Genomic DNA, 19,967 nt, shown 5'->3' on the forward strand with positions numbered 1-19,967 from the left:
AGGCAGGGAAACAGGAGACTTGCTTCAAAACCGTTCAACGACCACCTTGATGAGCAAGAGGGAGAGTACCAGCAACATGACCGGTTTCACTACCTTCCCTCCGATTCTCAGTGCCAAGTGGCTGCCGATATACCCACCAATGATGGCGCTGATGGCACAGGGAATCGCAATGGAAAAATCAATCGCCCCATGATAGAGAAACATGGACAAGGCCGCAATATTTGAGGCAAGGTTCACAATCCGTGCGGTTCCGCATGCCTTGAGCAGGTCCAATCCAAGCACAGCGGTGAAGATGATGGTAAGGAACATTCCCGTCCCTGGCCCAAAGAAACCATCATACATCCCAACGACCAGCCCAGTGATCCCACTGAGGGATAGGGTGAAAGCCTTTCCCCTTGGTTGGGCTTTTCCGAAATTCGGGTTTACCAACATGAATACCGCTAGGGAAGGTACCAGGATGATCAGGAGATAGGAGAGATAGGTCGCGGCATATTGTGTTGCCAGGTAGGATCCATAGGAAGAACCGATGAAGGTCGTCACGATGGCTATCCCCCCTACCAGAAAGCTGACCTGCTTGTTGGCCAGATACTGGATGGTCGCAACCAGAGTCCCACTTGCAGAGGCAAATTTATTATTCCCCAGGGCGGTGGTTGGTGGAAGCCCCACCGCTACATAGGCAGTCAGGGTGATCAGACCACCGCCACCAGCGATGGCATCCACAGCAGAACCGAATGCGATGATGGGACAGAGAATCCATAATATACTCACGCTTACTCCTCACTCCCCTGCTCGTCATGGTACGCATCATATGCATGCTGCAGGGAGGCAGTATCCACATGGGTGTAGATTTGCGTTGTCTTGATATCTGCATGTCCAAGCAACTCCTGGACACTTCTCAGGTCAGCCCCACCCTCGAGGAGGTGGGTTGCAAAACTATGGCGAAGCGTGTGCACCTTTGCGTCAAGGCCGCATTCCCCACAGTAGCTGATAAAACGTTTATAGATTGCCTGCCTGGTGAGCTTCATTCCCCTACGTCCGACAAAAAGGGCCCTGTTGGCCAAGCGCATACCAATAAGTTCCGGACGGATATCCTTGAGATACACATCCAGATAGTGGGCTGCAATCTCCCCTACTGGAACAATACGAAGCTTATCCCGCTTTCCCAGTACCCGCAGTTTTCCATCCTGATAATCGGAGACCTCAAGATTGCATGCCTCACTGATTCTCAATCCGCAGGAGTAGATCAATTCAAACAGGGTGCGATCCCGATACCCCAGGGGGGAGCTCGTATCAATACTTTCAAGGAGTACATCAATCTGCTCCACACTTGCCACCAAGGGAAGCGTGAGCGGTTTCTGTGAATGACTGATCAGGAGGACAGGGTTGTCCTGCCTTATCTTCTGGAGTTGCAGAAAGGAAAAGAATGACCTAAGCGCACTGAGCGCCTTTGCAAGGCTTGCAGGACTGAGGTTACGCTCCTTTCTCTCCCCGATCAGATAGGTTTCCAGTTGGATTGCATCCACTGTCTCAAGGGGGAGTGCTGTTTCCAGCAAACGAGAAACTTCGTATAGATAGACCGACAGCGTCGCCTGGGATAGACGACGCTGTATCATCAGATAATCCTCGTACTCCTCGAGCAAGAGCTGGTCAACGGGAAGAGCCATAGTTATTTCTCTTCTGCTTTATTCCTGGAGTACCTCAGTACGGCAGGGATGGTATAGTCGTTGGAATTACTACCCGGCCCCTTGCCCAGCTGTTTCTGCAGGTCCTGCCAACGATTGACCTGGATTGCAGGGATTGGTTCCTCGTCCTCCTGGGTGTTTCTTGCTGCAGGGGCTTCTTCTTCCTGCCTCTTCCCATCAACCTTTGCAGCGGCATAGTGACGCTTGACCATATCCATCTCGGGCACCTCAGCACCAACGACCTCTTCCTTCCGTTCAAAGCCAGTAGCCACCACTGTGACCTTGATACGGTCACCCAGTTCGGGATTGAAAGCCTGACCTGCGATGATCAGGGCATCATCACTGCACTTATCGGTTACCAACTCAACGACATCCTGGTACTCCTGGAGGGTAAGGTTGTCGCTACCCGAGAGATTGACCAGGACACTCTTGGCCCCCTCTATACTGGCATTTTCCAGGAGGGGGTTGTTGATGGCCTGGCGGGCAGCATCGACTGCACGATTCGCCCCTTCACCAAACCCAATGCCCATGAGCGCATCCCCCTTGCCTTTCATGACAGTCCTGACATCTGCAAAGTCAATGTTGATCTCACCTGGTTCGGTGATCAGCTCACTGATTCCCTGTACACCCATATACAAGACTTCATCCGCCATCAGGAATGCTTGCTTGATAGGGGTATTGTTCTCCACCACCTTCAGCAAGTATTGGTTGGGGATGATGATCAGGGTATCCACCTGCTTGCGCAACTTCTCAATACCTGCCTGTGCCAACAGCAATTTCTTCTTTCCCTCGAAAGCGAACGGGGTGGTTACCACCGCAACGGTGAGGGCATTGCAGCTCTTGGCAATCTCAGCAACAATAGGGGCAGCACCGGTACCGGTACCGCCTCCCATGCCGGCGGTAATGAAGACCATATCGGCATTCTCAATCTCGCGGCGGATGTCTTCCTTGCTTTCCTGGGCGGCTTTCTCGCCCACCTCAGGAACACCTCCTGCACCGAGACCTCCTGTCAACTCCTTGCCGATGGGAAGACGGACTTGTGCGTTGGATCGCTGTAAGGCCTGCATATCGGTGTTCATGGTAACGAACTGCACCTTTTTCAGGCCACTGGCAATCATACGATTAACCGCATTTCCCCCAGCACCTCCTACCCCGAGCACCTTGATGACCGTGGCAGTGGTTTGTTCATCCTGAACCATATCCTCAACTTCAAACATTCCAAAATCCATACTCTATTCCTTCGCCATTCGGCACGATTAAAACAGTGTCCTGAAAAAACCTCGGAGCTTTGAGACTGCCCCATCTTCCTTGCGACGCGTCCGCTCCTTGCGTGAACGTGTTCCGGCAGAAGTATCCCGTACCCTACGGGCTTCACTCTTCATCAAGCCAAGCACCGTCGTGTACTGGGGGCTGATATAACTCCGATCCAACCCCCCAATAGCCTCAGGGAATCCGAGGCGCGCAGGAAGCTGGAAAATCTCACTTGCCAGTTCGGTGACCCCGCTAAGCAGGGCCCCTCCCCCTACCAATACCACCCCACCACCAAAGGAACCGTGCACCTGGGCCTTTTCCAAGTCACTCTGCAATCTACTGAAGATTTCAGCCATCCTTGGTTCAATGACCTTGCTGAGCTCCTTCTTCGGCATCTTGATGGGAGGAAGGCCTCCCACCTGGGGAATGAGTATCATATCCTCACTACTGACAGAAGGTACATAACTGTGACCACTTTCACACTTTATCTGCTCTGCTGTTCCCCGCGTCTTGTTCAGAATGTAGGCAATATCATTGGTAACCGCATCACCTCCAAGGTTGACCCCACCAGTATAGACAGGGGCCCCATTGGTATAAGCTATCATATTCGTGATACCACTGCCGATATTGATAAGGATTGTGCCCATCTCTTTTTCCTCACCGCTGAGGACTACCTCAGCATCAGCAAGGCTCTGCAATACCATTCTCTGTACGCTCAAACCAGATCGTTGGATGCACTTTCGCTCATTCTGGCAAATTGCAGAAGAAGCAGTCACGATCAGCACTCGGCTCTCGAGCCGATGCCCAAGCATATCGATGGGATCCTTGATACCCATCTGCCCATCAATCTGGAAGTCCTGGACCAAGGTGTGGAGAATCTCTCGGTCCTGGGGCAGTTCGAACGCCCTGGCGACCTCAAGACTGCGAAAAATATCTTCTCTTTTTATTTCCTGGTCCTTGCTGTTGATCCCGACCACCCCGGTACTGGGGATACCCACAATATTCTCCCCACCGATTCCGATGATGACCTCACTCATCTCAGCTCCTGCCTGGAGCTCCGCTTCGTTGATCACCGTTTGGATGGTCTTCAAGGTCTGCTCAATATTAACGATGGAACCGGCTCGAACTCCTTCACTGGAGTGCTCACAGATGCTGTCTACCATCAACTGGCCATCCCGGCTCACCGAGCCGATAACACATCGTGTTCGGCTTGAGCCTATATCCAGTCCCATCAACATCTTATCACCAGCCATTACCGCAACCCCCTTCTGGTCGGTCTCATTACCTGCGCACCAACCCCTCTCGATAGAGGTCATAACGCTTGTCTTCCGAGCTGAGGAAGGAGAGTGTATCCTTCTGGTCCTGTTGGGCCAGTGCTACGGCCGCTTGTATCTGGGCCGTCCCTACAGGCTCTCTCACCCAAATCTGGGCATTGAGAGAGGAGATTCCCAAAACCATCTTTCCAAAGCTGTTACTACTATTATTATCGTATTTTATACTTGTTATCAAGGTAGTTTTCTCCCCAAGGGAATTTGCCAATTCCATAACCTGATGAAATGAGCGGTCAAGTCCATATGCTCTGAGCATCTGTGCATAGGACGGTGGTATCAGGATGGTAACCATCTCCTGTTTCCATGCATCAACATCCTCGGCAGGCAATCCCACCAACGCATTCCCCTCAACCAGATAGGTCTCTAACCCATCAGTGGTCTGTACCAGGACAGGACTTTCCACCAAGGAGATGGTTGCTTCCAGAGAGGAAGGTAAGACTCTTTTAAGCTCCAGGGATTTGATTGTCGGATATGAGCCCAACTCCCGCTCGAGACGACTGAAATTCAGTTCAAAAAGAGAGAGTCCCATGTAGGTTGCCAGGTGTTCCTTGAGTGAAGCGGGAATCCTCTCCTTCCCACTTTCTGCAACAACCTTGATCGTGGTGATCTTGAACTGCGGAACTGTGCGCAGTGCAATGAATACCAGGAAAACAACCAAGGGGAGAATCATAGCGGTCAACTTCACCCCAATCGGTATGCGTCTCATTCAATGCCCCCTTTGGAGGGAAAATGGATCGCTGCCCGCTCCTCTTTGCCCAAGGAACTCTTGTACAGTGGTATCCGGCCACTGCTGATCAGCAGAATTCGGTACAGCATCGCACAACTGAGCAATACCACCAGGATATTGGTTCCCCCTTGGCTGAAGAACGGTAGAGGAATCCCAGTGGGCGGCAACAATGCAGTTACCACTCCAAGATTCAGGATAGCTTGGAATAGCACCATACTGGTCAGGCCGAAGGCCATCAAGCTGAGAAAACGATCCCTGTCCTGCATCCTTCGACTTGCATGGTATCCAAGAATCCCAAACATGAGAAAGAGTACAAGAATGAAAGCGCCACCCACAAGTCCCAACTCCTCGCAAACCGAGGCAAATATGAAGTCACTCTGGACTTCAGGCAGAAGCCCAAGCTTGTACGACCCATTCCCAAGACCTACCCCAAACAACCCACCTGAAGAGATTGCCTTCAACCCGGTACTTACCTGATAACTCATCCCACTAGGATCGAGGGATGGAAACAGGAAAGAGACAATTCGTTTGACGCGGTAGGATTGACTGAACATCGCAACAATCGCTGGGGGAACCAGGAATGCAAGGAGAATGACCATGTGAAGAATCCTGAACCCACTGGCGATCAACATGGCAAAACAGATAAGCAGGAACAGGATTGCTGAAGAGTAGTCCCGCTGGAGAAAGATCAGCAAGGTAATCACCAAGCTGATCACTATGGGCAGTCCATGACGAAGAATCATGGATTGATCGCTACGGTCCTTCCTATGGTAGGCGGAAAAGAAAAGAATGATGCCCACCTTTGCAAACTCTGAAGGCTGGAAGGATGGAAAGGGCCCAATCTGCAACCAACGCTTGGAACCCAGACGCTCCTGCCCAAAGGGACTGAAGAGGGTCATCAATAGGAGAATCATGGAGACGCCCAATGCAAAATAGGAAATATGCTCTATCCAGCGAATGGGTATATAACGGATGACAAACCAGCCAACCGCTGCCAACGCTACGAACATCAGCTGTCTTGTAAAGAAATAGTGATGAGGAAGCCCGTGTACCAAGGCCTCATTGTATGAGGCGCTGTAGAGCATGATCAGCCCGAGAGAGGTGATAAGGATCACGATGCAAAGGAAGGTGAAGGCACTCAGGTTCCTTCCTTCTTCCTCCAGTGGTTCCTCTTTTTGCCGCCAGTCATCAAAATCCCTTCGTATATCCATGGCATTCACCTACTGATCAGCAATGAGACTGCTGCAAACAACCAGGATACCAAGGTGAAAGCAACCACTATGCGGCTCTCTTTCACTCCCTTGAGTTCATATGCATGGTGCAGTGGTGCAATGGTAAATACCTTTCGGCCGAACCGTCTGATGGAAATGATCTGAATCAGGCTTGATGCCAGTTCAAGCAGGAATAAACCGCTGGCAAGAAACAATACCAGCTCCGAGCCCATCAGCAGAGCTGACATTGCAATATATGCCCCAAGCGCATGGCTGCCACAGTCCCCCATGAAATAACGGGCAGGAGGAAGATTAAGGAAAAGGAAGGCAAGCAAGGAACCGAGCAATGCACTGGAGGCTATCCTTCCCGTCTTCAAGGAAAGCATCACCAGCAAGAGAAGCATTGGGATGCTGCTTCCTGCAGCCAGTGCATCAAGTCCATCGGTAATATTCACTGCATTCACGAAATAAAGAATGTACAGCAGGGCAAACAAGTAGTAGCCAATACCCAGATCAAGGTGGAATACCACCAGATCAATATGGGTAATGAGCAGGTTCTGTGCCTTGGCCAGGGCCAGAAGCAAGAGGGCTCCCTGCATCTGCAACAACAGTTTCACTACCGATGGCAAGCCATCGCCATTGGAGTGTTTGCTCTTCATATGGTCATCCAGGAAACCGATACCTGCAAATATGACCAAGGCAAGCAAGGGAAACAACACCTGTGGATTGGAGAGTGAAGGGTCAAAGAGGGAAACCGACAAGGTCCCCAAGGTGAAGGCCAAGCCACCGAGGACTGGAGTCCCTGCCTTTTGCTTCTGGAAGGCCATCAGCTCCGGTTTTACTGCAATGTCGCTCTGTTTTACAAAAGACAACAGAACCTTCGAGATAACGAAGGTTACGACAAAGGAGAGTACAAACAGGAGCAGCAACCTATCAGGCATACCTCATCGGCCTCCTTGCCGCATATTCAGTAAGTGAAGGAACAAGCCGTTCCATACCAACTGAGCGTGAGGCCTTGAGCAAGAACAGGTCACCCCGATTGCTCTGCCTCTCAACTGTATGTTCCAACTCCTCGAAGTTCTCAGTAAATGAGACTTTCCCTGCATATCCCTGACGTCTGAGCTGGCTTGCCGCTTCTTTCATTTCACTTCCGTAGAGGTAAGCCCTGCCAAAAGAACATCTTGCAAGCAGATTCGCAACCGAGCGATGTGCAGTACGGGACTGGTTCCCCAGTTCTTTCATAGGACCAAGCACAACCTTCTTCTCCCCCTCCCATCGAAGGCTGGAAATATAGGAGAGAATGCTCCTGGTTGAATCCAGGCTGGCATTGTAGGAGTCATCGATGATGGTGATATCACTACGGTATACCGAGCTTCTTCCCTGCATCGGGGTGAATCCCTCCAGTGCTTGGGCTATTTCCCTCGGACTTGCCCCAAGATAGGCCCCTACGGCAATGGCACCAAAGACATCTTCGAGCATATGTTTGCCCACTGCCCTGATCTGGAAGGTTTCCCCTTCATAGGTCACCAACCAGCCTTCCAACCCCAGGTCAACAGCCTTCACTGCTTCCCCATCATAGCGATGCAGTGTTCTTGGGGCTTGTTTCTCAATGTTCGGCAGATGTTTGCAGGAACGACTGACAAACCCTGCTTCCATCCCTGGATGGAAAATCTTGGCCTTCTCCTGGGCGATTATCTCCTGGCTCCCAAATTTCTCAAGATGGGAAATCCCAATATTCGTGAGAAGTGCAATATCAGGTTTGAGGATTGAAACCATTCTATCCATCTCCCCGACATGATCGATACCCATCTCGAATATCCCATAGCGGCTTTGCTTCTCCAAAGTAAAAATGCTTAGGGGAAGCCCATACTCACTGTTGAGGTTCCCAGGGGTCTTTGCTGTCGGGCCGAGTTGCCCTGCAATGCATGCAACAGCTTCCTTGGTGGTGCTCTTCCCACAACTGCCGGTGATGCCCACTGTTTTCAGTTGGGGAAACAAGGAGAGGTAGGAACGGGATAGTGCATGCAGACTGGCAAGGACGTCATCACTGGCCAGAATTGCACAGTCGCATGAGCGCAAGGCTTCCTGTACACGTTCAGTAGGCACTACAACTGCAGCAACCCCTTTATCGGATACTGACTTGATGTACACAAAACCGTCGGTACGTTCCCCTTTCAAGGCAAAGAACAGGCTTCCCTTTCCACAGAGCCTGCTGTCAATCTGCACATCAACAATGCGCATGGAACCACCCCTGATGCATGTTGCCTGACAAAGGGGGGCAATGGAAGAAGGAGTAAAGGAGAACCGGTCTACATGTTGGTATGTGTTCATCGGCTACTCCTTGGGATGGGGAGCACTGCCACGGCCTTGATTGGTTGGAATACAATTCCCTCTCTCCAGGCGCCGTCAGCCAACGACTCGGGCATACTGAGTGAGGAAATGCTGGCACGCAGGACCTGCTGTTCCTCTTCCAATGCCTGGCGATTCTCCAAGAGAGTCAGATATTCCACTTCAAGCGAGCGATTGATCCCCCGCTGCCAGAGCGGCAGGAAGATTGCAACCATCAGGAGAATCAGCATGACCAGAATCATTACATGCTGGAGGCGCTCAGCGTAGCGCGGTTTTGCATGCGGCTGCCTGTCAATCTCCACTGTGTACCAGTCATGTACCATAGATCGCCTCCTTTACAGCTTTTCGATGATTCTCAGTTTTGCGCTCCTGCTTGCTGGGTTTTCCCTTACTTCTTGCTCACTGGGTATCAGGGGTTTTTTCGTAAGGATCCTTATGGTTGCCTCACTCCCCTCTGCCATTCCCTTGAACAGCCACTTCACCGGCCGGTCCTCCAATGAATGGAAGCTTATGACTGCAAGTCTTCCTCCACTCCTCAAGGCCCGTACGGCACCTTTGAGTGCCGGTTCAATTCTATCCAGCTCCCTGTTCACCTCGATACGGATAGCCTGGAAGCTCCTGGTAGCTGGATGAATCCTTCCATGGCGGTAGTTGGGGGGAACTGATTTGTATATGATGGAAGCCAGTTCCTCACTACCGGTTATCCTATGGGTCTTCCGTGCCTCTACGATTGCCCGGGCAATACGACGGGAATATCGTTCCTCGCCAAATTGATAGATTACATCAGCCAGACGTTTTTCCTGGTAGCCGTTCACCACATCCTGGGCACTGATGGGGGCATCCTTGTCCAGTCTCATATCGAGCTCTTCACCCTTCCTGAATGAGAAACCGCGTTCGGACTCTTCAAAGTGAAAGCTGGAAATACCCAGGTCAAAGAGGACCAGATCCAGATCCTGCTGCCCATATTCAGAGAAGAAATCATCAAACCAGATATTCCTAGGGGTAAAACGTTCTCCAAAGGGTTCCATTCGCTTGATTGCTTTCTCCTGGATTTCACGGTCACGATCCAGCCCTATTACTTCCAGGCTTGGGTATTTGGAGAGAAATAGGAACGTATGCCCGCCTTCTCCACAGGTACAGTCGACCATCTTTGCCGGCCGATCATCTGGTGGTACCAAGTACTCGAGGATTTCTTGTGTCATTACCGAGTAGTGAACATACTCCATCAGGAGTCCTCCCTGATCATTTCACTGAGCGATTGTGCAGCATCAAGGAACTCGTCCATACTTGCATGCAGGTATTGCTCATAGGCACTACGGTTCCAGAGCTCCAGATAATTGCCGGTGCCAAGGAGTACCGACTCCTCTTTGGCGGCAAGGGAGACACTTTCCCTGAGGCTCTGAGGGATATTGATTCTCCCAACCTTGTCGAACTCACACAACTGCGCCGGAGCTATCATGCCGCGTTGCAGAATCCTGAGCTTCCGGTCGAACATTGCACCGGGACCGTTCATGATCGTGTTCTTGAGTTTCTCAAAATCGTCGGGGAGCATCAGCCAGAGACAGTTCTCCAGACCTCTGGTCACATAGAGGGCATCCCCTTCCAATGCACTCCGCAATCGGGAAGGGATGAGTATACGACCCTTGTCGTCAATGGTGTTGTAAAACTCACCAGTCAACATGACCAGGCTCCTCACCTTTTTCATTTTTGGGATTTCTTCCCACTTACATCCATAAATGTACACTTCTTACCACCACAACACAACCGAGCTTTTCCATCTTTCCACCGGTATGATGGGTAAAAATGTCACTCACTGCTTAACAAGCGTAGACTGTTTAGCGATATTTTGGGATTTTTGTCCGGATACAGAAAAATTCCCCCTCCAAAAAGGAAGGGGACCCGGAAATGCATAATTCGAAGTTATCGTTCAGGATTGAATATGTTGTAATCGATGTCGCTGAAGAGAATATCCCGTTTTTCTGCCTTGACCAACCACTCTGTGTTCACGGCATTTTTGCACATATTCCCATAGACAACATTAAAGTTCCTCAGGTGGTCCCCAATTCGTTTCTGAGCATATTCAGTACTGCTCTTGTTGAACAGGATGAACGGCCAGTCACTTGCCATGGAGAGCAACACCTCCCGTGCAGCCTGATTAAGGAATCTCTGCTTCAGGCTGATCTGGTCATTGAACCGAACGGCAAGTTCCTCCATCCTCTCAATAGCCTTATGGATATGCCGGTAGGTCCAAGCATTTGAACCATCAAGCCATACTGCACTATAGCCACCTTGTCCCCATGAGGAGAAGGCAGGTCGGACCTTCTGCAATGTGTCTTTCTCCCGTTCCAGGAAGGAAGAGGGAGAGAGAAAGGCAGTTTGCTGTGCAAGTTCCGCATTCTGGCGGAACACCTGTTCAATCCAATCGATGCCTTCAAACCACCAGTGGCCGAACAACTCAGCGTCATATCCCAGGGTGAAAACAGGGTCCTTGTCCAGCACACCATCCAGGGTCTTGGCCTTGTGGTTGACGTTGTACAGGAAATTCCTTGCATGATCTGCCACACGCTTCTGGGCAAGATCCCGACGATAGGGAACTTTCTGGTCGGTCTGCCCGGTAATCGCCCAGTACTTGTACCCGGTGAACACCCGTACCGAGGGTTCATGGATATAGGGCCTGATGTATTCCATCGGTAGATCATAACCGATATCGCGGTAGAACTCACGATAGTGACGATCGGTAGGATAGCCAGAGGCGTTGGACCAAACCAGACTGGTAGTCTGGAAATCCCTCGGGAAGGCAGCCACTCCGCTAGGGGTCTGTACAGGACGATAGGTACCATACTCTACCTTGTCAGGTGAGAGCAACATGGACTGGCTGGCTGTCTGGAACCATGAGATACCATGATACTTCAATGATTCCTCCAGGCCGGGATAATATCCACATTCAGGCAACCAGAATCCCTTGGGGAGATGGCCGAAGGTAGTAAGAAAGGACTGCACCCCCAGCTCTACCTGCGCATTGATCGCAGTTGGATAATCCTTGTACAGCGGGAGGTATGCGTGGGTTGCAGCGGTGGTTGCAAGTTCCAGGTGACCACTCATCTCCAGTGCCTTGAAACCATCGAGGATATTGCCACGATATCGGTCCTGGAAATCTCCAAGGTTCTCACGTGCCTGGTCCAGGTAGAACTGAGCCATCTCGAGGAACTCCGGTTGTTCCTTCGTACAGCGTGCAACCTCCTTTTCCCCCAGCTCAATATGCCGTTCAAGATACTCAAGGAACCGTTCCTGGAGTACAGGATCGGTGAGCATGCAACAAAGCGTGGGAGAGAGGCTTATGGTCATCCTGAAAGGAATCTTGTCTTGGACAAGTCTGTTGAACATCCTCAGCAGGGGAAGATAACTCTCACTGATGGATTCAAAGAGCCAATCTTCCTCAAGGAATCGAGGGTATTCAGGGTGTCTGACAAAAGGGAGATGTGCGTTCAGGATGAATGCGATTGATGGTTTAGCCATTACAATACCCCCTTGCTCAGGGTCTGTGCGAGATCCCTGATCACTGGATTATCAACAATCTCCCCTTCCTTTGTTACCAGGGAGGAGAAGTTTGCCAGGAAGGAGGAGTAGTCTCCCACCAACTCTTCACTATGCTTCTGCCAGTAGGCAGGATAGGTTTCGACACGCTTGCTCTGTGCCAGGGACATCTCATTACCCTTGCAGTCACGCCAGCAAAGATCAACCAGATACGAAGAACCCATATCGGGCAGGTTGATATTCCACTGGGTATCCTCACGTTCTATTGAGATATCAAAGGACAATACTTCCCCGCTCTCAATCCTTGTTTCCTGAACCCGAAGGAACAAGCTGCTGGGAGCTTGTCCATCCTCCCCGAAAACCATTTGAAGGGAAGATGGTGACAGGGACCAATAGGCATAGGCCCATTGAGGGTCACGGAGCAGGAGATGGATGGATGTATCCATATAGGATTCAGGCAACTGTTCAACGCCAGGGAGATCACTCAGATTCTGCTTATCCCCCCGGTAGTCGGTAAGGGAGTTGCAAAACCTGTTTCTATGGATTTTCCCCTTCTGTGCCGAAGAGACTTCATCGTCTTGTTCGCCGAAGGCTTCCTCCAAGGCATCGATGAGCTCCTCCCGATCGAGTGTCTGCCAATCTTTCAAACATTCCTGTTGGGCGATATATTGCAACTCGGTAGTAGACAAGGAATCAATGTTGATAAGAATCATGCTTACTCCCAAAAAGTATCCTGACGGATGTTCTTCTACGCAATCGTAAAAGAATCACAGCGCTTAGTCAACCAATGGCTCTTTTCCCCTTAGCCGAAGAGGGTTTGCAAGGCAAGGTCAACCATCGAGTCGAAGGTTGTCTGCCTCTCTTTTGGAGAAACCTGTTCACCGGTAAGCAGGGAGTCACTTACGGTAAGCAATGTCAGGGCCTCGATGCCCTTGAGATGGGCCAAGGTATAGAGTTCACACGTCTCCATATCGACTGCCATTGTTCCCACTGACTGTGCAATTGCCTTTTTCTCATCACCCTTCATGTCATAGAACTGGTCACTGGTGAAGACATTCCCCACAGCATACCCGATACCCATCGACTTTGCATTCTCATAGGCACGCATGAGCAAGGGGAAGGTCGCAGTTGGCGCAAATTGGTAGGTTCCGAAACGGTTCACGTTCATCCCGCTGTCAGAGTCTGCTCCCTGGACAATCAGAACATGCTTGAGCTTGAGTGACTCACTCATGGTTCCACAGGTACCCACACGTACCAGGCGTTTGGCCCCATAGCTGTCTATCAACTCCTGGGCATAGATGGAAAATGAAGGCATGCCCATTCCTGTGCCCTGTACAGAGACACGGTTTCCATGGTACAGACCAGTGAATCCATACATTCCACGAATCTCGTTGTACTGCACCACATCGGTGAGGTATGTTTGTGCAATATGCTTTGCTCTCAGTGGATCCCCAGGCAACAAAACGGTATCGGCAATGCTGTTTTTATCTGAAACAATATGAATACTCATGGTTTCCTCCTACCGTATCATTCACCAGAATGCAACAATGTGCAAGATAGGGCGCCAACCGGTAGCCCGCCCTCTCGGTATTATGATATACTGGGCGGGCTATATGAAAACAAACAAACCGGACAAGACATCCCTGATCCTTCACGGACATTTCTATCAACCGCCAAGAGAAAACCCACAGACGGGACTCATCGGGAAACAGCTTACTGCTAGTCCGTTCCCAGACTGGAATGAACGCATACATGCAGATTGCTACAAGGCAAACAGCCTCTCTCGATATCTTTCAGGGGTCAGGAGAATCCTCAGCCTGACCAACAACTATACGTACCTGAGCTTCAATTTCGGGCCTACCCTGCTCAGCTGGATGGAAAAGTATCATCAGAATACCTATCAGCTCATCCTGGAAGCCGACAGATTAAGCAAAGAACGTCTCGGCTTTGGCAATGCCATCGCCCAAGCGTACAACCATACCATTCTCCCCCTATGCACAGAAGAGGACGCAAGAGTCCAGATTCGTTGGGGGCTGGAGGACTTTTCAAGAAGGTTCTCCAGGAAGGCTGATGGGATCTGGCTTCCTGAGACAGCAATCAACCCAATGGTCATCGATATCCTTGCTGAAGAAGGTGTTTCATACGTCATCCTCTCCCCTTGGCAATGCAAGGCAATCGAGGATAAGAAGAAGGGGCGAATTGAACTGGAAGGCAGAGCAGCCCCATACGACCGACCCTTTCTCCTGCAGGGAGCCAAGGGAAAGATCATCAGCGCATTCTTCTATAATCCCCAGCTGGCAGAAGGTATCAGCTTCGGTCACTACCTGAGGGATGCCGACTCACTGTACCAACGGCTGGTTGCCATCAGGGAAGATGAGAAACCCAATTTGATTCATACCGCTACCGATGGTGAGATCTACGGCCATCACGAGCCCTATGGAGACATGGCTCTCGCAGCCCTGATCAAGAAGGTCGAAGAGCGAGATGACTTCACATTCACCAACTATGCCGCATATCTCAAGGACCATCCGGCTACTGAGTTGGCTTACCTGCATGAGGGGGAAGACAAGAAGGGTACCAGTTGGTCATGCAGTCATGGCGTTTCACGATGGTACAAGGATTGTGGTTGCCATACAGGCGGTGAAGAGAGCTGGAACCAAGCATGGAGAACCCCTCTTCGTCTTGCTTTCGATAATCTCTCAAGAGAAATCGATGTAATTTTTGCTGATGAAGTACAGAAAATATTGGGCAAGGGCCTTGATCCAAAAGAGTTGCTCTACCCATTCTCCGCGGTTGCCAGCCAACTCAAGGATATGGACAGCTTCCTCTCTTCATTTACGGATGATGCTGAGAAAAAACATACATTGGCAATGTTGCTTGAGGGACAGAAATACAAGCATTTCTCCTATACCAGTTGTGGTTGGTTCTTCAATGACCTGGCAGGGTTGGAACCGAAACAGAATATCGCCTATGCTCTCATGGCTGTCGATCTATACAATCCGTTCAGCAAAAAAGACCTGCTGGAGCAACTTCTGGGCGACCTGGAAAAGGCAAAGGCAAACAGGAAGCAGGACGGGAATGGAAAGACCATCGCCAAGGAACTCATGAATGCACTTCCCGGTGAGGTAGAAGCAGCACTTTTCTTTGCACTCAATCGACGCATCGCCGAGAAAGCGTTTTATGAGGACACCTATGGATGGTTCCACTTGGAATCATACACAGAAGAAGATGAACATACTGAACGGCTTCATATCACCAATACAGAAACACTGACGCGATACCTCTGTACCGCACGTGACCCAAACCCCAAACAAGCCACGCTCGAGTATCTCATGGAAGTGCAAGAGCAAGGGTGTGATACCGTCAAGACCACGAACATCGGGCATATGCAGATTCCCTTGCGCATGCGTGACCAACTATTCGACCAGATTGAAAGAAGTGTATGCTCCCTTGACTATGGCGCTCTCAGGAAATTGTCAAAAAACATCTTCCACTATGCCACACTGGCAAAGCATGTGCCCTATCTACCAATGGGGTCTCTCTACGAAGAGTTGATCGGGGCATCCTTGAGTTCCATAAGGAGCCTGTTCATGTATGGCAGCTTGGATAAATGGGATGAATACAAACAGGATTTTGCCTTGATGCTTGAGTTCCTCAAGAAGTATGGCAAGCAATCGGATATTGATCTGGTCGCTACCATCTTCCACACCCAGATGACCAGTCTAGGTGAGAAGATCCAGGAACATGGGCTGTATGAGGACAATATCCGTTTCATCCTGGAGTTCTTGCAGATTGTCAGGGAGAGAGGATTCCAACCTGACCTTACAGCACTGCAGAATGCAGTTTATCCGTATGTAAGCATGCAAAAACAACCGAAGGAAGAGGACATAGCCTCAATCAACGCGTTGGCGAAGGAATTGAACTTCGATATCTATATCAACTAATCGGCAATAAGCTTGACCAGCTCAGGGTCCTCCTCAAGGACCATCTGGGCATAGGAACAGAGGGGAACTATCAGCTTCCCCTCTTTCCTTACCTGTTCTACGACAAGCATCACCAGCTTCCTTGCAATCCCCTGTCCCCTCAGGCTGGGAGAGACATAGGTATGGTCAATTGCGATTCGTTTGTCACCAAGGGAACGCATGGTGATTCTGGCCATGGGAATCTTCTTCTCTTCACCGTAGGCGAATCCATTATCTGCTTTGTAATAGTCCATCAGCTCCTCCCTGTTTGCAGTAGCTTCTTTGCATGCCCAAGGCTTTCGCTACTTGAATCATCACCACTGAGCATCCTTGCAATTTCCTTTTGGCGTTCTTCCTCTTCCACCCTTCTGATCAAGGAATAACTCATCTGGTCCCGTATCTCCTTGTGCACCACCAGATGGGTATCTGCCTTGCTTGCAATGGAAGCAAGGTGGGTGATGACAATGACCTGATGGGAACGGCTGAGGTTCATCAGCTGGTCAGCAACAGAAAGCGCCACGCTGCCTCCGATACCGGCATCAACCTCATCAAAGATTAGAGTCGGAACGGCATCACTCTCTGCCAGACTGGTTTTCACTGCAAGCATGATGCGTGACAGTTCCCCTCCACTGGCTACATCCTTGATGGAACGCATTTCCAGCCCGGGGTTTGCACAGATATCATAGCTTACCTCATCTATTCCCTGTGGTCCTGGTTGGATTTGGGTGAAGGTGATAGAGAAGGCTGCCTCCTTCATTCCCAGTGTCCTGAGTTTCTGCTCGACCTGGGAGGAGAGCCTCTGTGCAGCCTTCTGTCGTTTTTGTGAGAGTACTAGGGCTTTGCTGGTCACAAGGTCCGCTGCAGAAGCAATCTGTTTCTCCAGTTTGCTTAGCCAGATTTCCTGTTCCTCAGTAAGATTGAGACGACTCTGGCTCTCCTGGTAGAAGGAACAGACCGCTTCAAGCGTGTGCCCATATTTCTTCTTCAACCGTTGCAGGCTGGCAAGCCTGCCCTGCAATCTGTCGAGCTCTTCCTCACTGTAGCTCATGGATGAGCGGTAGTCACGGATACTTTCATAGATATCTTCGATCTCAATGGCAGCACTTTCAAGACGGGAAACATACACGGACAGGGATTGGTCGGCTTTTGCAGCATTGCTAATCTCGGAGCCTGCAAGGGAGAGGGAGGCAAGGGCACTGGTTCCCACCTCCCCTCCATGCAGGGCTCCGATGGCTGAGCTCAACGATTCATGGATCTGCTCATAGCTTGCGATCACCCTTACCTGCTCAGCTATCTCTTCATCTTCCCCTGCTTTAGGATCTATCCTTGCAATCTCTTCAACAGCAAAGCGAAGGAAATCCTCTTCCTTCTGTGATTGTTCAAGCTGTTGTTTTTTCTTCACCAGTTCATCTTTCAGCCCCAGGTATGATTCATATGCAGAGCGGTAGGCCCTCCTCTCTTCATCGCAATTCCCATAGACATCAAGCACCGCAAGCTGGTTAGCCGCGCTGAGCAAACTCTGGTGATCCCTCTGTGCACTGATATCAAGCAGTTCCTTGCTGATTGCAGCCAACTCTGTTCGGCTGGACAGACGACCTTGCAAGGATATCGAGGATCGTCCATTATTCTTGATGGTCCTGCTGACGATCAGGCTCTCATTGCCAAGGGAAATGCCTTCCCGTTCGAGATATGCAGCCAAGTTTGGAGGATAGGGAGGATCAAGGGCAAAGGAGGCTCTTACCGTTGCACTCTCCTGTCCGCTTCGGATGGATTGTACTTCGGTTTTCTCACCCAAGAGCAGGGAAAGGGCTCCCAGGATTATTGACTTTCCTGCGCCGGTCTCACCTGTTATCACCGTGAATCCATCAGGAAACTCGATGACACTGTCTTCGATCAGTGCATAGTTGTGTATTTCAAGCCGCTCAAGCATGCAATCCTCCCCCGGACCAATTTAGTTTATCACGTAATACTTCTATGTAGTTACGTCTTTCGCTTGCGACCAGCAGTGCCTTGCTCTGGGATTTCTCCACAACAATCATATCATCTTCCTGCAGACAGAAGTTTTGTTGTCCATCCACCGAGAGCATCAATCCGGTTCTCTGTCCTTTTGGAATGGTCAGCGTGATGGTCGAGTCCCCGCTTACCACCAGGGGGCGGTTGGACAGGGTGAATGGGCAAATCGGGGTTATGATCAAGGAGGTGAGATCCACATCCAGTATGGGGCCTCCGGCTGCAAGGCTGTAGCCCGTTGACCCGGTCGGGGTTGCGATGATCATACCGTCCGAGCGAAAGAATCCCGCCTCGGTTGACCCGATACGCAGCGAGAGACTGACGACTTTGCTGATACCACTGGAGGAAACCACCATCTCATTCAATCCATGGGCGGTGAATACCTTCTTGCCTTTCCTGAATACCCCTACCCTGATCATCAGTCTTCTGCTGATGGTGTTCTTTCCTTCAAGGAAGTAATCAATAGCTTCCTGCCACTCCTCTACCGATATCTCCGTGATGTAACCGAAGGTTCCTACGTTGATGGCAAGGATGGGGATTCCCAAATCCTGGAGGTAACGCGCACAGTAGAGTACCGTCCCGTCCCCTCCAAGGCAGATGACCAAGTCGGTATCCTTATTCACGACCAAGGGTTCGTTTCCCTTGTTCGTTCTGCTTACACTACTTTCAATTCCCTTCTCCGCGAGGTAGTCGACAATTGTCTGGGAGAGGGTATGGGATGTCTTCTTGCTCCAGTTTGCAATGATCAATACATGACGTACCTGTCTCTGTTCCATAGGTGACTCCTTACGGTAGGTGGCTGATGACCTTCATCAATAACTCAGTATCTGATTGTTTCAGGAATGGGTAAAGAGGAAGCGATATTCCTCTGAGATGGGGAGGCAGGGCTTTTGGGAAAAGATCAAATCGGTCGCTGTACCTCTTAGCCAAGGTGTCTGCGAACGATTTCCGTGCGGAAACCTGATACTTGTTCGCAAATTTGATGGCATCCTCGGCTCTGGAGTCCAAGACAACGCAAAACCCATATCCATTGGGTTTGAAATCTATGTTCCCAATTCCATACAGCTTGTGTTCAGTCTTGAGAAGTGCATTGGAAAAAAGCGTATAGAACTCCCTTCTCTTGGAAAGATGGTCATCGAGATTGGAAAGCTGGATCAATCCCAGTGCAGCATTCATATCGGGGAGTTCCACATACTCCCTATATTCACGGAATAGTGCATTGAGTGTCTTCTGGTAATCACCATGCATGATGGCGAGTACGGCTCCCCCAGCTGCACTGACCACAGCATCCTCTTCCAATGCACACACAACCAGGTCCCCGAACCCACCGGCTTTCTCTTCATCAAAGCAACTGCCAAGGCTTTGGCTGATGTCCTCAATGACAGGAACTCCAAGTGACCGGAATTCACCGTGCAGCGGTATCTGGCACATTGGTTCATGAATCAAGAGTGCCTGTGCTCCTTCCTCGACAAGACGAGACGCCTCTCCCTGGCTGAGACACCCACTCTCCTCATCTATGTCACCGAGTAACAATTCAAGCTGCATTTCCTTGGCTATTGAACCGTAGAGTGAAGGAGAGAGTACACTCACCCCTACTTTTCCCCCTGGGGGAAGAGAGAGCGTGAGCAATGCTGCACGCAAGGCATCGGGATAACTGCGAAGTGCAATCCCTTCTCCGGCTCCAATATAGGTACAAAACTGTTTCAGAAACTCATTCTTGCGTTCACCCGGCCCAATGCGTTCATCCACCATGGTCTGCAATACTGCATCCATGTCTTTCCTGCGTAGGGTAGGTTTATGGAATGGGATCAAAGCCACAGGTTCCTCCTCGGGCAAGTATAGCCGGATTCCTTGGCAATTGAAAGGTACGAAATGGGGAGGATAACCCTCTCTCATAAAAATACCCTCCG

At 50.5% G+C, this 19,967-nt stretch carries 19 protein-coding genes; 1 reads left to right on the plus strand and 18 read right to left on the minus strand.

The features are described from left to right. Positions 1-24: 24 nt before the first annotated feature. The 14 genes from AB7S66_RS02430 to deoD form a co-directional block, all read right to left on the minus strand. On the minus strand, positions 25-768 hold the full coding sequence (locus AB7S66_RS02430; RefSeq protein WP_428517782.1) for a TSUP family transporter: 744 nt from the start codon (positions 766-768) through the stop codon (positions 25-27). Between the two features lie 2 nt (positions 769-770). Further along, the gene (locus AB7S66_RS02435; RefSeq protein WP_428517783.1) at positions 771-1,664 is read right to left on the minus strand and encodes a tyrosine-type recombinase/integrase; all 894 of its coding nucleotides are present in this window, start codon (positions 1,662-1,664) and stop codon (positions 771-773) included. 2 nt (positions 1,665-1,666) lie between these two features. Beyond that, entirely contained in the window at positions 1,667-2,911 is a 1,245-nt protein-coding gene (gene ftsZ / locus AB7S66_RS02440) for a cell division protein FtsZ (RefSeq protein WP_428517784.1), read from the minus strand. A gap of 27 nt (positions 2,912-2,938) precedes the next feature. Then, on the minus strand, positions 2,939-4,249 hold the full coding sequence (gene ftsA, locus AB7S66_RS02445) for a cell division protein FtsA (RefSeq protein WP_428517785.1): 1,311 nt from the start codon (positions 4,247-4,249) through the stop codon (positions 2,939-2,941). Continuing rightward, the gene (locus AB7S66_RS02450; RefSeq protein WP_428517786.1) at positions 4,215-4,970 is read right to left on the minus strand and encodes a cell division protein FtsQ/DivIB; all 756 of its coding nucleotides are present in this window, start codon (positions 4,968-4,970) and stop codon (positions 4,215-4,217) included. Before AB7S66_RS02450 ends, ftsA begins: the two co-directional genes overlap by 35 nt. After that, positions 4,967-6,202, minus strand: a complete 1,236-nt coding sequence (locus AB7S66_RS02455) for an FtsW/RodA/SpoVE family cell cycle protein (RefSeq protein ID WP_428517787.1) — start codon at positions 6,200-6,202, stop codon at positions 4,967-4,969. The genes AB7S66_RS02450 and AB7S66_RS02455 overlap by 4 nt, the downstream gene beginning before the upstream one ends. A gap of 5 nt (positions 6,203-6,207) precedes the next feature. Continuing rightward, the gene (locus AB7S66_RS02460; RefSeq protein ID WP_428517788.1) at positions 6,208-7,143 is read right to left on the minus strand and encodes a phospho-N-acetylmuramoyl-pentapeptide-transferase; all 936 of its coding nucleotides are present in this window, start codon (positions 7,141-7,143) and stop codon (positions 6,208-6,210) included. Next, entirely contained in the window at positions 7,136-8,533 is a 1,398-nt protein-coding gene (locus tag AB7S66_RS02465) for a UDP-N-acetylmuramoyl-tripeptide--D-alanyl-D-alanine ligase (RefSeq protein WP_428517789.1), read from the minus strand. The genes AB7S66_RS02460 and AB7S66_RS02465 overlap by 8 nt, the downstream gene beginning before the upstream one ends. After that, positions 8,530-8,874: a hypothetical protein gene (locus AB7S66_RS02470; protein ID WP_428517790.1), complete on the minus strand. Its 345-nt coding sequence runs from the start codon at positions 8,872-8,874 to the stop codon at positions 8,530-8,532. The genes AB7S66_RS02465 and AB7S66_RS02470 overlap by 4 nt, the downstream gene beginning before the upstream one ends. A gap of 12 nt (positions 8,875-8,886) precedes the next feature. Further along, positions 8,887-9,777, minus strand: a complete 891-nt coding sequence (rsmH, locus tag AB7S66_RS02475) for a 16S rRNA (cytosine(1402)-N(4))-methyltransferase RsmH (RefSeq protein WP_428517791.1) — start codon at positions 9,775-9,777, stop codon at positions 8,887-8,889. Then, complete coding sequence (mraZ, locus tag AB7S66_RS02480; RefSeq protein ID WP_428517792.1) at positions 9,777-10,232, minus strand: division/cell wall cluster transcriptional repressor MraZ; 456 nt, start codon at positions 10,230-10,232, stop codon at positions 9,777-9,779. Before mraZ ends, rsmH begins: the two co-directional genes overlap by 1 nt. Before the next feature lie 239 nt (positions 10,233-10,471). After that, positions 10,472-12,067 carry a glycoside hydrolase family 57 protein gene (locus AB7S66_RS02485; protein WP_428517793.1) on the minus strand — a complete coding sequence of 532 codons (1,596 nt, stop codon included), beginning with the start codon at positions 12,065-12,067 and terminating at the stop codon, positions 10,472-10,474. After that, positions 12,067-12,798, minus strand: coding sequence for a DUF4912 domain-containing protein (locus tag AB7S66_RS02490; protein ID WP_428517794.1), 732 nt, complete (start codon positions 12,796-12,798; stop codon positions 12,067-12,069). Before AB7S66_RS02490 ends, AB7S66_RS02485 begins: the two co-directional genes overlap by 1 nt. 89 nt (positions 12,799-12,887) lie before the next feature. Next, positions 12,888-13,595, minus strand: coding sequence for a purine-nucleoside phosphorylase (deoD, locus tag AB7S66_RS02495; protein ID WP_428517795.1), 708 nt, complete (start codon positions 13,593-13,595; stop codon positions 12,888-12,890). A gap of 103 nt (positions 13,596-13,698) precedes the next feature. Here deoD and AB7S66_RS02500 point away from each other — a divergent pair, with 103 nt between their 5' ends. Continuing rightward, positions 13,699-16,029 carry a DUF3536 domain-containing protein gene (locus AB7S66_RS02500; RefSeq protein WP_428517796.1) on the plus strand — a complete coding sequence of 777 codons (2,331 nt, stop codon included), beginning with the start codon at positions 13,699-13,701 and terminating at the stop codon, positions 16,027-16,029. Here AB7S66_RS02500 and AB7S66_RS02505 read toward each other — a convergent pair. Genes AB7S66_RS02505 through AB7S66_RS02520 form a run of 4 tightly spaced genes read right to left on the minus strand, consistent with a single transcriptional unit; the run spans position 16,026 to position 19,875 of the window. After that, complete coding sequence (locus AB7S66_RS02505) at positions 16,026-16,301, minus strand: GNAT family N-acetyltransferase (RefSeq protein ID WP_428517797.1); 276 nt, start codon at positions 16,299-16,301, stop codon at positions 16,026-16,028. The two genes, AB7S66_RS02500 and AB7S66_RS02505, sit on opposite strands and share 4 nt — an antisense overlap. Next, positions 16,301-17,977: a DNA repair protein RecN gene (gene recN / locus AB7S66_RS02510; RefSeq protein ID WP_428517798.1), complete on the minus strand. Its 1,677-nt coding sequence runs from the start codon at positions 17,975-17,977 to the stop codon at positions 16,301-16,303. The genes AB7S66_RS02505 and recN overlap by 1 nt, the downstream gene beginning before the upstream one ends. Beyond that, a complete protein-coding gene (locus AB7S66_RS02515) occupies positions 17,970-18,833 on the minus strand; it encodes an NAD(+)/NADH kinase (protein WP_198891307.1) in 864 nt (287 codons plus the stop codon). Before AB7S66_RS02515 ends, recN begins: the two co-directional genes overlap by 8 nt. Positions 18,834-18,843: 10 nt before the next feature. Continuing rightward, positions 18,844-19,875, minus strand: a complete 1,032-nt coding sequence (locus tag AB7S66_RS02520; protein ID WP_428517799.1) for a DegT/DnrJ/EryC1/StrS family aminotransferase — start codon at positions 19,873-19,875, stop codon at positions 18,844-18,846. Between the last annotated feature and the right edge of the window lie 92 nt (positions 19,876-19,967).

Source organism: Sphaerochaeta sp. (assembly GCF_050178175.1).
In the GTDB taxonomy this organism is placed as follows: domain Bacteria; phylum Spirochaetota; class Spirochaetia; order Sphaerochaetales; family Sphaerochaetaceae; genus Sphaerochaeta.

What these genes read in the sequence shown, in the direction of transcription:
- AB7S66_RS02435 (WP_428517783.1), bottom strand. Translation starts at nt 1,664, where the DNA reads ATGGCTCTTCCCGTTGACCAGCTCTTGCTCGAGGAGTACGAGGATTAT.
- ftsZ (WP_428517784.1), bottom strand. Translation starts at nt 2,911, where the DNA reads ATGGATTTTGGAATGTTTGAAGTTGAGGATATGGTTCAGGATGAACAA.
- ftsA (WP_428517785.1), bottom strand. Translation starts at nt 4,249, where the DNA reads ATGACCTCTATCGAGAGGGGTTGGTGCGCAGGTAATGAGACCGACCAG.
- AB7S66_RS02450 (WP_428517786.1), bottom strand. Translation starts at nt 4,970, where the DNA reads ATGAGACGCATACCGATTGGGGTGAAGTTGACCGCTATGATTCTCCCC.
- AB7S66_RS02455 (WP_428517787.1), bottom strand. Translation starts at nt 6,202, where the DNA reads ATGGATATACGAAGGGATTTTGATGACTGGCGGCAAAAAGAGGAACCA.
- AB7S66_RS02460 (WP_428517788.1), bottom strand. Translation starts at nt 7,143, where the DNA reads ATGCCTGATAGGTTGCTGCTCCTGTTTGTACTCTCCTTTGTCGTAACC.
- AB7S66_RS02465 (WP_428517789.1), bottom strand. Translation starts at nt 8,533, where the DNA reads ATGAACACATACCAACATGTAGACCGGTTCTCCTTTACTCCTTCTTCC.
- AB7S66_RS02470 (WP_428517790.1), bottom strand. Translation starts at nt 8,874, where the DNA reads ATGGTACATGACTGGTACACAGTGGAGATTGACAGGCAGCCGCATGCA.
- rsmH (WP_428517791.1), bottom strand. Translation starts at nt 9,777, where the DNA reads ATGGAGTATGTTCACTACTCGGTAATGACACAAGAAATCCTCGAGTAC.
- mraZ (WP_428517792.1), bottom strand. Translation starts at nt 10,232, where the DNA reads ATGTTGACTGGTGAGTTTTACAACACCATTGACGACAAGGGTCGTATA.
- AB7S66_RS02485 (WP_428517793.1), bottom strand. Translation starts at nt 12,067, where the DNA reads ATGGCTAAACCATCAATCGCATTCATCCTGAACGCACATCTCCCTTTT.
- AB7S66_RS02490 (WP_428517794.1), bottom strand. Translation starts at nt 12,798, where the DNA reads ATGATTCTTATCAACATTGATTCCTTGTCTACTACCGAGTTGCAATAT.
- deoD (WP_428517795.1), bottom strand. Translation starts at nt 13,595, where the DNA reads ATGAGTATTCATATTGTTTCAGATAAAAACAGCATTGCCGATACCGTT.
- AB7S66_RS02500 (WP_428517796.1), top strand. Translation starts at nt 13,699, where the DNA reads ATGAAAACAAACAAACCGGACAAGACATCCCTGATCCTTCACGGACAT.
- AB7S66_RS02505 (WP_428517797.1), bottom strand. Translation starts at nt 16,301, where the DNA reads ATGGACTATTACAAAGCAGATAATGGATTCGCCTACGGTGAAGAGAAG.
- recN (WP_428517798.1), bottom strand. Translation starts at nt 17,977, where the DNA reads ATGCTTGAGCGGCTTGAAATACACAACTATGCACTGATCGAAGACAGT.
- AB7S66_RS02515 (WP_198891307.1), bottom strand. Translation starts at nt 18,833, where the DNA reads ATGGAACAGAGACAGGTACGTCATGTATTGATCATTGCAAACTGGAGC.